The following is a 14,501-nucleotide window of genomic DNA, read 5'->3' as shown; positions in this document are numbered from 1 at the left end:
CTCTACACCTAGTCCTAACCATGATTCTACTCCCAGAGGGGGACTACGCTTAGTCCCACTCTCCGTTTTTCAAATAACATGATCATGTATACATGTTTTCGGGAGCTGTTCAAAAAGTTGCTCTTCTTCTTAAGCGTATTCCACCTCCATGGTGACCCGAAAAGCTAGAGTAAAAGATGCACGTATTACCTGACGGACGACTTGTCCGTGGTGGATTACCGAGGTGGTCTTTAAAAAAAACAATCCAAACGCTTTTTGATTTTTAAATAGCCTTTTCTCCCCCTATTTTTAAGCATGAAGAAGTTTAATCATTCGGAAGTTTGCTGGGGTATTATCGGAGTTGGGGATGTATGTGAGGTCAAATCAGCTCCTGCCATGGACAAAATCCCAAATAGCAAGATAGTAGCTGTCATGCGCAGATCAGAAGAAAAAGTAAAGGATTATGCCCAAAGGCATGGAATAGATACTTGGTATACGGATGCGCAACAACTGATTCATGACCCCAAAGTCAATGCAGTCTACATAGCCACACCTCCACATGTACACCTGGAACTATCCAAATTGGCTGCAGAGGCTGGAAAACCGGTATATGTGGAAAAACCCATGGCTAGAAATTATGCAGAATGTCTGGAAATGATCCAGGTATGTGAAAAGCATGAGGTGCCTTTATTTGTTGCCTATTATCGAAGAGCGCTCCCTCATTTTGTCAAAATCAAAGAGTTAATAAATGAAGGACATATTGGAGATATACGGACTGTTCACATCAATATGAAACAGGTGGTTGAGCCTGAAATTATTGCACAGTTGGAAAACAACTGGAGAATTCAGCCGGAAATATCAGGAGGTGGCTACTTCTTTGATTTGGCCTCCCATCAATTGGACCTGCTGGCTTTCTTTTTTGGAGATATCATTTTTGCTAATGGGCTTTGTAGCAACCAAGCGCAAGCCTATGAAGCAGAGGATATTGTTGTCGGGTCTTTTGCCTTTAAAAACGGAGTTTTGGCAACCGGAAACTGGTGCTTCACCAGTTCCAAGTCAGCAGAAAAGGATGAAATCGTGATAGACGGAAGCAAAGGTCAAATCAAAGTGGAAACCTTTGGTAAAGGAGAGTTCACAGTTTTTAAAGACGGGAAAGAACCTTACCACTATCAAGTAGATCTACCCAAGCATATTCAGCAACCTCTCATAGAAAGCATTGTCTCGGAATTGCTTGGAAAAAGCAGCTGTCCAAGCACAGGAATCACCGCTTCCAAAGCAAACTGGGCAATGGATCAGTTGACTTCAAAAAAAATCTAAAAAAATTTCAATTTTTTCTATCAATCTCAATTTCTGAGAAAACCCCCATTTTCAGGCTAGTTTTTACTGAAAGCTTATTTGCTTTGGAAAAACTTTTATCCCTAAAAATAAGCATAACTTAATTTTTTTATATAAGTGTATATTTTTATTAGGTATTTTTCATTAAAATGAAATATTATCACCGAACCTTCTATTAATTTTTTACGATAATACCAATGAACCAACTGGATTTTCATGAAAGCTCGAAAGATTGGCTTGATTTTAGTTTCTATGAGAATGCAACCTTTACTGAGAAAGATGCATCTATAAATTAAAACCAACCAGCCGGAAAATCCAGATTTCCCACTTTAAACCACAAACAAATGAAAAAGCTACTCTCAAATTACTGGCACCGGTCCATACTCGCTGGAATAGTATTCTTAGGGATCTTATTCACTCAACCTTCCAAAGCAGAAGATTGGAATGGAGTTTCATTTCAGGTATTTTATGATGAATTACAGCCTTATGGAGACTGGATCAAAGATGCTCGACATGGATACATTTGGTTGCCTGCTGTTCAGGGAGATTTTCATCCTTACCGAACCAACGGCCATTGGGTAATGACTGAATATGGCAATACCTGGGTGTCTTATTATGATTGGGGCTGGGCACCATTTCACTATGGAAGGTGGTACTTCGATGACTACTTCCAAAGCTGGGCTTGGATACCGGGTTATGATTGGGGACCGGCCTGGGTAAGTTGGAGAAGTGGGGGTGGTTATTATGGTTGGGCTCCATTAGGTCCGGCTTTTTCTGTCAATGTGAGGATCAACATTCCTACTTATCATTGGGTTTTCTTGCCTTGCAACAGGATCTATGACAGATATTCTTACCGATATTATGCACCATACAATCATAGGGTTAAGATTATCAACCGAACCAAGATCATCAATAACACGGTAATTTATAATAACAACACCTATATCACAGGACCTAGCAGAAGAGAGGTAGAGAGAACTATCAGAAGAACAGTTCCAGTATATCAGGTAAGACAAAGCAGTAGTCCAGGAAGAGCTTCTGTATCCAGAAATTCAGTAGATATCTACAGACCTGATTTGCAATCTTCTTCAAGAGACAGAACTGTGGACGCAAGACCCTCCAGAGTATCAAGTCCTGATCAGGTGAGAAGCACCAGAAGCGCAGGTTCGGCAAATGTAGGTGGAAGAAATTCAGAAATAAGATCAGATGAGAGATCTGCCTACCCTTCTAGAGGTGGACAAAACTCCCGCTATGAAAGTAGCCCTTCCAGAAGCTCGAATGACAGCAGGGTAAGAACTGCCGAGCCGAGCAGAGGTAGAGATGCAAACTTCGAGATGAGACCTTATCAAGAAAATAGAAGAAGCAGCTCCCCTGCTCCTTCGAGACAAGGTGAAGTTCGTAGTTCTCCAAATACTTCTAGAGAGGCAGATGTCAGAAGGCCTTCAGCACCTAGCAGACAGTCTGATGTCAGAACTCAGCCCAGTAGACAATCCAATGTGAGAACTCAGCCAGCACCAAGCCGACAAGAGTCAGTAAGGCCTGATGCCTCGAGAAGAAGTACTCCGCAAGTGAATACACGGTCAAGCGCTCCAGGTAGAAGCAGCTCAAGTCCTGCCGGTTCAAGGGTTCAAAAACCTAGCTCCAATACCAAAAGTACAGGGGCAAAAGTAGAGTCCAGATCTTCCTCCAGTAGATCGACTTCAGGAAGTACAAGAGGAAGCTCCTCTAGAGGAAATTCCAGGAATAATTGACAAGGACTGAAACTATTTGATGGGTCAATAAGAGTCTACCTATCCACTAACTTTGGATAATAAATCCGGTGACCGATGCTTGCTTTAATTGAACTTCAGCCCATCTTTCAAGCCGAATGAATCAAAATTGATTGATAAGAGTATCCTGATACAAATGTAAAGAGCGCGGTTTTAAAAGCCGCGTTTTTTATTTCAACAGACAAGAAAAGGTATATTTTTTCTATCTTTTGGATTGAATCCACCAATTCCAATATGAAAAAATATCTATTTGTTTTATTGATCTTTTTAGTTTTTGAAAGCCCTGCACAAAGCATTTATGATTCTTCCATCCCCATCAAATACCGAAATATAGGGCCTTTTCGGGGTGGCCGTTCAGTTACTGCCACAGGGGTAGTCGGTGATCCATTGACCTATTATTTCGGAACCACGGGTGGTGGAGTCTGGAAAACCAGTGATGCCGGACAGCATTGGGTCAATATTTCTGACGGATACTTTTCGACAGGATCTGTTGGAGCCATTGCCGTTTCAGAATCCAACCCAAATATCGTCTATGTAGGAATGGGCGAACATGCACCCAGAGGAGTCATGACTTCCTATGGTGATGGAGTATTTAAATCTACGGATGCCGGAAAAACCTGGAAAAAACTTGGACTGGAAAAGACAGAACATATCTCCAGAATCCAAATTCACCCAAGCAATCCAGACATCGTTTATGTGGCAGCTCAGGGTGCTTTGAATGCACCAAACCCTGAGAGAGGGATTTATAAATCTGTCAATGGCGGAGAGACTTGGGAAAAAGTACTTTTTGTGGATACTAAAACCGGGGCGGTGGAACTTTCCATGGACATGAATACTCCGGAGGTGCTTTATGCCGCCATGTGGGAGCACCAACGCAAACCTTGGCAGGTGATTTCAGGTGGACCGGGTTCAGGCATGTATAAATCTACGGATGCGGGAAAAACTTGGAAAAAAATTGAAAACGGATTGCCAAAGGAAAAAGGTAAAATGGCCGTTTCAGTTTCCAGAGCCAATTCCAATAAAGTATATGCTTTGGTTGAAAGTGACACCTATAAAGACTTGGGGGGACTGTTTGTTTCCAATGATGCAGGTGAAAGCTGGGAGCTGGTCAATAAGGATAATCGCTTAACCCAACGCGCTTGGTATTACATTGAAGTTTTCGCAGATCCCAATGATGAAAATACGGTTTGGGTGCAAAGTGCTCCCATGCTCATGTCATATGATGGGGGTAAAAGCTTTGAGGCAGTAGACGGGGCACATGGAGACTACCATGATTTATGGTTCAATCCCAAAAATTCCAAAAACATGATTTTGGCAGATGATGGAGGAGGTTCTATTTCCTTCGATGGTGGAAAAACCTGGTCTACTCAAGATAATATGCCAACCGCCCAGTTTTACAGGATCAATACCGACAATCAATTCCCTTATAGAATTTATGGAGGCCAACAGGACAATACTTCTGTTGTGATTTCCAGTATGGCTTTGGGGAGAGGTGGAATTTCCCGTGAAAACTGGAATTATTCTGCAGGAGGTGAATCTGCATTTTTAGCATTCGATCCTGATAATCCCCGCTATGTATTAGGCGGTAGCTATCAGGGAACGATCGAGGTTTTGGATATGGAAACCCAAGGTTCAACCAATATCATGGCGGCTCCCATCCAATACTTGGGAATGGATGCCAAAGACATGAAATACCGCTTCAATTGGAACGCACCTATAATCTGGTCTCAGCATGAACCCAATACTTTTTACCATGCTTCTCAGGTCTTGTTGAAGACCCAGGATATGGGACAAACTTGGACAGAAGTATCTCCCGATTTGACGAGGAATGAAAAAGAAAAGCAGGGCACTCCAGGGGTACCCTATACCAATGAAGCTGTGGGAGCTGAAAATTATGGCACGATTGCCTATGTCATGGAAAGCCCACATGAAGCTGGTGTAATCTGGACAGGAAGCGATGATGGACTGGTGCACCTTACTAGAGATGGTGCAAAAACTTGGACCAATGTAACTCCAAAAGGATTGCAGGAGACTTTGATCAATGCTATTGAAGTGTCTCCACATGATCCTGCTACGGCCTATATTGCCACTACCCGCTATAAATTCAATGATTACACTCCGGCGATTTATAAAACCACAGATTACGGAAAGACCTGGACCAATATTTCCAAAGGAATTCCATATGGAGCATTCACACGAGTAGTTCGAGAAGACAGCAAAAAGAAAGGTCTACTTTATGCGGGAACAGAGCAAGGGGTTTACATTTCCATAGACGGAGGAGCAAACTGGACTTCATTTCAGTTGAATCTACCTGTCACCCCAATTACTGATTTGAAAGTGGCTCATGATGATTTGATTGTAGCAACCTCGGGACGTTCCTTCTGGATTTTGGACGAGTTGAATGTGGTACGGGAAGTGAAAGAAAAAGTGGCTCAACCCACACTCTACACTCCTGAAAATGCACTTTTAGGAAACTGGTATTCCAGTATGAACGGAGGAAATCTGGATGATTTTACAGGAACACACCCTTTCCAAGGTTTGAATCCAGCCAATGGAATGGTTATTCACTATTCCCTTCCTGCATCAGTGACAGACTCTACTGAGCTGACCTTGGAAATTCTGGATGCAAAAGGCAATTTGGTTCGGAAAATATCCTCCAAAAGAAATCCCGAAGCCAAAACCTGGGCTGGTGGACCACCATTGGAACCCACCATTTCAACCAGAAAAGGATTGAATCGATTTGTTTGGGATTTGCGTTACCCGACAATGCCTGGAATCCCGGGAGCTTATATTGAGTCAAGTTATCGAGGGCACAAAGCTATTCCGGGCATGTATACCATTCGCTTGAGCGGAATGGGTGTGAGTTCGGAGGCCCAAGCTGAAATAAAGGATATTCCTGCCTATAAACTTACTGCGGCTGATTACCAAGCTTATCATGAGTGGATGAGCAAATTGGAAGCTGAGGTAAGCACTATGCATAATATGGTAAACACCGCTAAAGACTATCAAGATCAGCTTGCTGCCTTATTGAAAAGATTGGAAGGAAAAGCTGAGTATAAAGAAATCAAGTCTGCCGGAGAGGTACTTCTCAAAGAGCTAAAAGCCTGGGATGAGGAAATGATCCAGAGAAGATCCACCGCATATGATGATGTGGAGAACTTCCCGAATAAGTTTACCGCTAACTTCCTATTTATGCTCAACCACGGTGAAAGCAGTATCCCGAAAGTAAATGAAGGAACCAAGGCAGATTATGCCCGATTGATGGAGCAATGGAAGCCTTTAAAAGCTGAGGGAGAAAGATTGATTCAAAGCGCTGTTCAGAATTTTAATCAAAAGGCCAAAGAAGCTGGGGTTGGGGTTTTGTTTGTGAAATGAAGGAAATCAAGATTATAGCAGATCCTACCAAGGGTGGTGATCTAGGTAATTATTGGCATTATATGTTAGGCTTCTTTCTGCCAATTTTAGTTTGGCTTGAAAAAAACTCGGATAATCTAAAAGGAAAAAAACTGATTATCGATAGTTGTAACCCTATGACTGATAAAATTCTTGAAGAATTTTTGAAGGAAAGTGTATTTCCTTATGAAATAAAGCAACTATCTGAAAAGAAATTGGAGCTTTCAAAAAAGTACTGGAAGTCCTACAAAGAAAAGCTAAAAAGGCGCCTTTTGAAACTTGAAATAAAACTCAGAGGCACCAAGGCTTCATTATTTATTTTCCATGAATTTCTAGAAAAAAAAGATTCTATTATTATTCCTCGATGGGATGTTTATTTAGAGCTTATTGGCAGCTTTCCAAAAGCTTACGAATCCCAAATCATGAGCATAAGAAATAGCTTAATAGATTGGGCAGATTCACAGAAGAAAGAAACTAGTGGAGCCTATACATTGATTTTAAAAAGGTCTGATCCTCCCACCTCTACTTTAGGGAAAAACTCTATTGAAAAAAGGTGGCTTAAAGGATATGGTTCTGAAAGAAGGCAACTGAAAGGTATCGACTCCCTATTCATTGAATTAGAAAAAAGAAATGAAAATCCTTTGATTTTTGCCTCAGGAGATCATAATTTAAAGAAACAAATATGTGTCCATCATCGCTCAAAAACTTTGATCGCAATTAGAGGAGCAGATTTATTTAACATGTTTTGGATGCCAAGCAACTCCACCATAATTATGCAAGCTAGTAGTGGACTCATAAACAAAGCTGCTCAACCTTTTTTGGCAAGATGTTGTGGTCACCAATTTTATGAAATTCCTCACAATGGTGAGAAATCACCAACTTTAAACTTTGAAACAATAAGATCTATTTTAAATGGAACGAGAAATACAAAGACCTATAACCATTATTGATTCGGAACAATACTTAATCGATTTTTTAAATGAGACGAAAGAAAGATCTGCATTTGATTTGAAGGAAATTGATTTTGAATCCCAAAATCAATGGAATTTTTCCGAAGGAGCATTATCTCACTCGTCTAAAGGTTTTTTTCAAGTTGTAGGTGTTGAAAACACTACCGGGCTGAATGATCAAAAATTAATGCTATATCAGCCCCAAAGTGCATTAACAGGTTTGATAATTTCAAGACAACAAAATGAAATATACGTTTTACTTCAAGCTCGCGTAGAACCTGGAAATACCGGAGTAATTCAATTTGGCCCTACTATCCAAAGTACACCTGCAAATTACCTGAGACTTCATGGCGGGAAAGCAACTGCATACATTGAGTATTTCACAAGTTTTGTACCTGGATGTAATCTTATTACCCACTCCATGCAGCATGACCTAGGTTCCAAATATTTCCAAAAAAGTAAAACTCATCACTACCTACTTTCCGAAGATTTAATTGAAACCAAAGAAAATATGGTTTGGGCTTCTTTAAAAGCAATTAAGGGAGTCTTATTAAAAGAAAATTTTTTAAACGCAGACCTTAGATCTCTTTTAGCCGTTTTTGACTGGGACAGCCTAATGATGGAGGATAAAAAGGATAGAAAAAAAATTGAAATTGATCAGCCTAATAATAGCACGTTAGGGAATTACAAAATGATTCCTGTAGATCAATTAAAAAATTGGAGTATCACTAAAAATGGAATAAGTTCATTAAACCCAGTACTTCCGACGATCGGATTTTTTCATTTTTCAGCAACAAATAGAGAAGTAAAAGCTTGGTCTCAACCTTTATATAAATTACCGAACCAAGGTTTAATTCAATTAGCCTACAGAGTAATTGGTGAGAGTCTTGAATTTTTAATCAAAAAAGATCATGAATGGGGTATTTCAACTGAATTTGCACTATACCCAACCTATATATCAAGTCCTGAAAATCCAAATTCTAGTAAACCAATAACCAATGGAAGGTTGAAAAGAAAAATAATTCAATGTGATGAAGGGGGAAGATTTTTTCAAAATGACAGTGAGTACCAATTGATAGAAATCAATGACTTCAATTTGACAGATGAATTCATTTGGACCAGCGTTGACTCTTTAGTGTTCTACTTAAAACAATCCAATTATTGCAGTTTTCAATTGCGCTGTGCCGCTTCTGTAGCTCTTGATTTATTGCATCCAAAAGCGTTTGGGGATTAATCTGCTTGGAATAGTAAGGGTTCTGAGATAGAATTAAAATACTGAGTTTAATTTTACCCATAAAATTTAAATCCTTTGAAATACAAGAATCACCTTATTTGGATGGGAGTTATCACTATTTTGATAATGAGCCTAGTGGAATACCTGGGTTGGATGATCGTGGAAAAGTATTCAGAAGAATCTGCTGAGCATGGATTCTTTTCAGTTCAAGGACTGATAGGCATTTTTGAAAATTGCATTGGTGCTTTTGTATTTGGATTGATATTCGTCGGACTGGCTTTTATTATCCCTTCTTTCAGAAATAATTGGAAACATCGCTACCACCAACCTGCCTTGGTTGGAGTATTATTCTTTTGTATCATTCTGCTCATTGTCACTGTCTGGGGATTTTTAACCAATTAATCCAAAATACCAAAATCTTCTCTTTAAAATAAAAAGTTAGCTCATTACTAATTTTTTTAATCAATCCTATTATCTTAATAGTTTAAAGTTATTTTATGAAGAAACTAATCCTATTCTTTGGACTTTTATCTCTCCTTTTTGGATGTAATTCAGCTGAGAAGTCAGAATCTAAATCTAAGATTCAATTAACTATCACTGACACCATCAAGACTTTTGAACTCCCTGTGGGAGTTGGGCATTTCAACCATGCCTTTCAAACGGTAGAAGATCGATACGTCTTGTTTTTTGATTATAAATCCTTTCAAATCATTACCTATTCTAAGGAAGATGGATCACTGATCCAAACTGTTCAGCTTGAAAAAGAAGGTCCGAATGGAGTTGGAAAGAATGTATTAGGATTTTTTGCAAAAAGCCTGGATGAAATTTATCTCACTGCTGGTTCGAATACCCTATACAAAATGAACGGGAAAGGGGAAATTCTTCAAAAATTCCAGATGGATACAGAGGAATTAGAGAAAGATGGGATCAGTCTTTTTTCCAATATCTTCACCATTGCCAATGATGGAATTTACTTTGCAGCCTTTCCTATGGTTTTTGAATGGACTTCTTTGAGCCCGGAAGAATTGACTACGATGCCAAATTTACTCAAGTTTGACAGCCTCAGCAATTCATTTACACCGGTAAGTTATTTCCCTGCTGAATTTGTAGGAACCAATCTTAACAAAGCAATTTTTCCTCTACTCTCACTCGGACCTGATCAGGAGCCAGTGATCAATTTGAATTTTCGAAATTTATATCAAGTGAAAAACGGGAAAATTCAAGCCCATTTGGCAGCACATTCAGAATTTCCGGAGGAGCCAACCACCTCTTCCATGCCCAATATGTTTGAGGACATGAACGAGATCATGAAGATGATCAACAATGTGGATATCTATACTGATCTATTTTATTTGCCAGAGCAAGAATTGCTTGTTCGAGTGGCGAAATTCGAAGACATTCCGGAAAGCACCGCAGATGCTACCTTTTTAGCTTCTCAATGGGGCTTGGTGTTTCTGGACACTGATTATAAAAAGATTGGAGAAATCACTTTAGAGCCAAATCAATATAATGGTCAATATATATTCGGAACCAATGAAGGAATTTGGATATCTACCGATCATCCTGAAAACCCTGAGTTATCAGAGGATTTTATGAGATTTCAGTTGATTGAGGTGAATCGGTAGAAAAATCAAGCATTAGGCATAATACACTTGATATTTTCCCTTTTTCCCTATCATTTCTATCTTGCACTTAGTGCTTATGAAGAAATCTGTCAAACGTATTTTTCAGATAGGAATGCCTCTATTAGGATTAGCTTCCTTGATTTTTTTTGTTCCATGGACCATCCTTTGGCTTTGGTTATCTCCATTACCGGAAACAATCCAAGACCAAGTCGATGATGCTATCACTTTCGGTTTGGATGGAATTATGGTTTACGTAGATCAGTCTGGCAAAGAGCCAATAATTTACTCGGCAGGATATAGAAATCGAGATAAAAAAGAACCATTTCATTCACAGGATTACTTTAAAATAGCCAGCATCAGCAAGCTATACCTAGCAGCTGCCGTCACTAAATTGGTGCATCAAGAGAAGTTATCCCTAGATAAATCCTTGCAGAATTACCTTCCTGAATTAGCTGGAAAAATTGAAAATTCCGGCAAAATAAGTTTAAGAATGTTAGTTCAGCACAGAAGTGGCATCCCAAATTTCAGTGATCATCCTGACTATCCTTGGGGGAACCCTCCTCCAAATGATGAAGCTTTGAAGTTTGTATATAATAAACCTTCAGAGTTTACTCCAAATGAGGAATATAGGTACTCAAATACCAATTATTTATTGATTGGAGAAATTATTGATCAAGTCTTGGGATATAGCCATCATCAATTTATTCGAGAAGAATTATTGAAGCCAAATGGCCTAGATCATACATTTAGTCTACTCAAAGAAGTAAATCCCGATGATGTAGTAAGTGGATATTTTGTTGGCTATGAACCAGATATTAAGATGAATGACTTCACCAATCCGGGAGGATCCATGGTTGCAACTATCGAGGATGTTGGGAAATTTCTAAGGCTACTAAATGATGGAAGTCTTTTTTCAGCGAAGGAAATGCAAATCTATTCTTCTTTATATGCCTATGAGCATACAGGCCTTTTACCCGGATATTCCAGCATTGCCAAATTTCACCCAAATTTAGACACAGTAGTAATTCAATTCGTCAACACTAGCGGAGGGGATACTTGGACAATTACTGAACTTATCTATAATAGGATAGTTAAAATCCTTCAAAATCAAAAAGATTGATTTTACACCAAATTCAAAAACCATGTCCCAAAAAAGAATACTATTCACCGGAGGTTCCGGAAAGGCCGGAAAACATGTAATCCCTTACCTTCTCAATCAGGGGTATCGGGTTTTGAATGTGGATCTTACCCCACTCAATATACCTGGAGTAGATAATCTTCATGCAGACATCACAGATTCCGGACAAATGTTTAATGCCATGAGCTCTTATGCGGGGCTGGATGAATTAGAACCTGGAAATGGAGTTCCTCCCTTTGAAGCAGTGGTTCATTTTGCTGCGGTTCCAAGGATATTAATAAAGCCAGATAATGAAACTTTTCGAGTTAACACTGTAGGCACATACAATGTAATCGAGGCAGCAGTCAAATTAGGAATCAAAAAAATCATCATTGCCTCTTCTGAAACCACCTACGGAATTTGTTTTTCGGACGGTCAAACAGATCCTGATTACCTACCTCTGGACGAAGAGTATGATATCAATCCCATGGATAGCTACGGCCTTTCCAAAGTGGTCAATGAAAAAACCGCAAGAGCTTTTCAGAGAAGATCTGGTTTTGATATTTATGCATTGCGAATTGGTAATGTGATTGAACCTCATGAATATCAAGAGCTTTTCCCACACTATTTGAAGAACCCTGAAGTCCGTCGCAGAAATGCATTTTGTTACATAGACGCAAGGGATTTAGGACAGATAGTGGACTTATGTATACAGAAAGATGGCTTGGGTTTTCAGGTTTTTAATGCTGGAAATGACCATAATGGAGCTGTCATTCCGAGTAAGGAATTAGCAGAAAGGTTCTTCCCCGGAGTTCCTTTAAAACGTGATTTGGAAGAACACGAGGCTTTATTTTCCAATAAGAAAATCAAGGAAGTTTTAGGCTTCAAAGAGCAACACAACTGGAGAAACTATCTGAACTGGAAATAAATCCTCCACTTAGCACCGCATCCAACCGCCTGTTAAATGCTTGACTTAGCAGGCGTTGCTCCGCATACTTTTTGAAAAATTTCGATTAACTTAAAGCATCACTAATTAATGAAATTTTTGTATGCAATTAGCCATTCACAATTGGATGAGAGCAGAATCCCTGGAAAGTACCCTAAAGCGTATTTCTGCTTTAGGTTATACTCATCTGGAGATTCAGGGCGCGCCAGAACAATATGATAATCAGGAGGTCAAGAAACTACTGGAAAAATACAATATTCAGTGTTGGGGCTCTGTAACCCTCATGTTAGAGGATAGAAACCTGCTTGCCAAAGATCCCAATCAACGTAAGAAATCTGTGCAATATGTATTGGATTTGGCCAAAATGGTCAAAGACTTGGGAGGCAAGGTAATCTCTTTGGTTCCAGCTACTGTGGGAAAAATTGTACCTGACGCAAGACCAGAAGAAGAATGGCAATGGGCAGTGGAAGGTGTGAAAGAAATTTACGCTTATACCGAGGCAAATGGCCTAAAAATAGGAATTGAGCCGATCAATCGTTTTGAAACCTACTTTATCAACCGTGGAGAACAGGCATTAGCTTTGGCTGAGGCAGTAGGACCGAATTGCGGGGTTTGCTTGGATACTTTTCACATGAATATTGAAGAGATTGATCTTTTTGAAACCATCCGAAAAGTTGGCAAAAGGTTGGTGAATTTTCATGTGGCAGACAACAATAGAATGGCGCCCGGTATGGGAAAACTGAATTGGGAAAAAATCATGAATACTTTGTCAGAGATTGGCTACAATGAGGTGATCTCAGTGGAATTTTGCGCACCACTTGATAGAACTCCTGCCAATCCTTTCCCAAATTCCATTGACGAAGCTCCAGAAGGTTTGAGTAAAGAGCAATTGAAGTTTCTCCAAGACCATGGCAGCACCGCAATTACCGATGAATTTTACACCATGCTTACTCAAAAATCTGCCGAAAAACTTAAGCCTTATCTAAAATGATCATCACAAATATTGAGGCATTTTGGCTTCGTTGCCCAATCCCAACAGAAAAGCAGCATCGTTCTGATTATGGATTACTAACCAATTTTGATATGACTTTGGTGGTAGTCACCACTGATTCGGGACTTCAGGGATTTGGTGAAGCAAAAGCAGCGGTTGGATCCTCAGGATCCTGCGCGAGCATAGTAAGTTGCATTGAAAATGAGCTCAAACCCATTTTAATTGGAAAAGATGCCAGTGAGATCACCCGGGTTTGGGAGATTGTATATAATGGCACAAGAGATCATTATGCGCTTTCCAGAGGTAGAAAATTCCCGATTTTGGGAAGAAGAGGCTTGACAATTTCTGCTTTGAGTGGAATAGACACGGCGCTTTGGGATATAAAAGGAAAAATGCTGGGTGTTCCTGTGGTAGATCTTCTGGGTGGCAGTTGCAGAGATAAAATGCCTGCCTACGCTAGTGGTGGTTGGGCCAATGCAGAAAAGATAGGTGAGCAGTTGAACAGCTATACTTCAAAGGGTTTTTCAGGGGTAAAAATGCGCGTTGGGGTCATGGATGAATCCGTGGCAGAAAGTATCAAACGCGTCAAAGCTGCAAGAGAAGCACTCCCCGATCACATCAAATTGATGGCTGATGCACATGGTACTTTTAGTGTTCCGGAAGCCAAGCAATTCTGTAAAGGTGTGGAAGATTGCAATTTGTATTGGTTTGAAGAGCCCATCAGCCCTGACAATAAAATCGGTACTGCTGAAGTGAGGGCTTCTACTTTCATTCCAATTGCAGCAGGAGAAAGTGAATATACAGCTTTTGATATTCGGGACCTTATCGCTGAAAAAGCACTGGACGTCATTCAGCCGGATTGTGCTATCATAGGCGGAATCACTGAAGCGATGCGTGTTTCACAGCTCGCACATACCTACCAACTGGAATTGGCACCGCATTGCTGGGGTTCGGCTTTTTCATTTATGGCTGGACTGTCTGTAGCCTTTGCATCTCCTTCAGCCAATGTTATTGAGTTTTCACTGGGAGGAAATCCTATGATGTATGATTTGGTCAAAGAGCAAATCATTGTGGACCAAGATGGAAATCTACCAAAACCTACTAGCCCCGGTTTAGGATTGACTCCAAATTGGGATTTTGTAAAAGAATTTAAACAATAGCA

11 protein-coding genes are annotated in these 14,501 nt (G+C 39.9%); all 11 read left to right on the top strand.

Going from position 1 to position 14,501, the window contains the following annotated elements; translation table 11 throughout:
• The first annotated feature begins 294 nt into the window (after positions 1-294).
• Positions 295-1,296 (top strand): Gfo/Idh/MocA family protein, encoded by a 1,002-nt coding sequence (locus FL972_RS12500; protein WP_144605798.1) that lies wholly within the window; start codon positions 295-297, stop codon positions 1,294-1,296.
• Positions 1,297-1,658: 362 nt separating this feature from the next.
• Entirely contained in the window at positions 1,659-3,065 is a 1,407-nt protein-coding gene (locus tag FL972_RS12495; RefSeq protein ID WP_144605797.1) for a DUF6600 domain-containing protein, read from the top strand.
• Positions 3,066-3,317: 252 nt separating this feature from the next.
• Positions 3,318-6,458, top strand: a complete 3,141-nt coding sequence (locus tag FL972_RS12490; RefSeq protein ID WP_144605796.1) for a glycosyl hydrolase — start codon at positions 3,318-3,320, stop codon at positions 6,456-6,458.
• On the top strand, positions 6,455-7,426 hold the full coding sequence (locus FL972_RS12485; protein WP_144605795.1) for a glycosyltransferase 61 family protein: 972 nt from the start codon (positions 6,455-6,457) through the stop codon (positions 7,424-7,426). The genes FL972_RS12490 and FL972_RS12485 overlap by 4 nt, the downstream gene beginning before the upstream one ends.
• The gene (locus FL972_RS12480; protein WP_144605794.1) at positions 7,389-8,660 is read left to right on the top strand and encodes an NDP-hexose 2,3-dehydratase family protein; all 1,272 of its coding nucleotides are present in this window, start codon (positions 7,389-7,391) and stop codon (positions 8,658-8,660) included. Before FL972_RS12485 ends, FL972_RS12480 begins: the two co-directional genes overlap by 38 nt.
• Positions 8,661-8,735: 75 nt before the next feature.
• Entirely contained in the window at positions 8,736-9,062 is a 327-nt protein-coding gene (locus FL972_RS12475) for a hypothetical protein (RefSeq protein ID WP_144605793.1), read from the top strand.
• Between the two features lie 95 nt (positions 9,063-9,157).
• A complete protein-coding gene (locus FL972_RS12470) occupies positions 9,158-10,285 on the top strand; it encodes a DUF4221 family protein (protein ID WP_144605792.1) in 1,128 nt (375 codons plus the stop codon).
• Positions 10,286-10,361: 76 nt separating this feature from the next.
• Positions 10,362-11,405 (top strand): serine hydrolase domain-containing protein, encoded by a 1,044-nt coding sequence (locus FL972_RS12465; RefSeq protein WP_144605791.1) that lies wholly within the window; start codon positions 10,362-10,364, stop codon positions 11,403-11,405.
• A gap of 22 nt (positions 11,406-11,427) precedes the next feature.
• Entirely contained in the window at positions 11,428-12,330 is a 903-nt protein-coding gene (locus tag FL972_RS12460) for an NAD-dependent epimerase/dehydratase family protein (RefSeq protein ID WP_144605790.1), read from the top strand.
• 121 nt (positions 12,331-12,451) lie between these two features.
• Positions 12,452-13,339 carry a sugar phosphate isomerase/epimerase family protein gene (locus FL972_RS12455; RefSeq protein ID WP_144605789.1) on the top strand — a complete coding sequence of 296 codons (888 nt, stop codon included), beginning with the start codon at positions 12,452-12,454 and terminating at the stop codon, positions 13,337-13,339.
• Complete coding sequence (locus FL972_RS12450; protein ID WP_144605788.1) at positions 13,336-14,499, top strand: mandelate racemase/muconate lactonizing enzyme family protein; 1,164 nt, start codon at positions 13,336-13,338, stop codon at positions 14,497-14,499. Before FL972_RS12455 ends, FL972_RS12450 begins: the two co-directional genes overlap by 4 nt.
• The last annotated feature ends 2 nt before the right edge of the window (positions 14,500-14,501 follow it).

Origin of the sequence: Algoriphagus algorifonticola (assembly GCF_007655305.1) — a bacterium.
Classification (GTDB): Bacteria; Bacteroidota; Bacteroidia; order Cytophagales; family Cyclobacteriaceae; genus Algoriphagus; species Algoriphagus algorifonticola.
The sequence above is the reverse complement of the archived record's forward strand: the minus strand, read 5'-3'. Positions and strand labels throughout refer to the sequence as shown.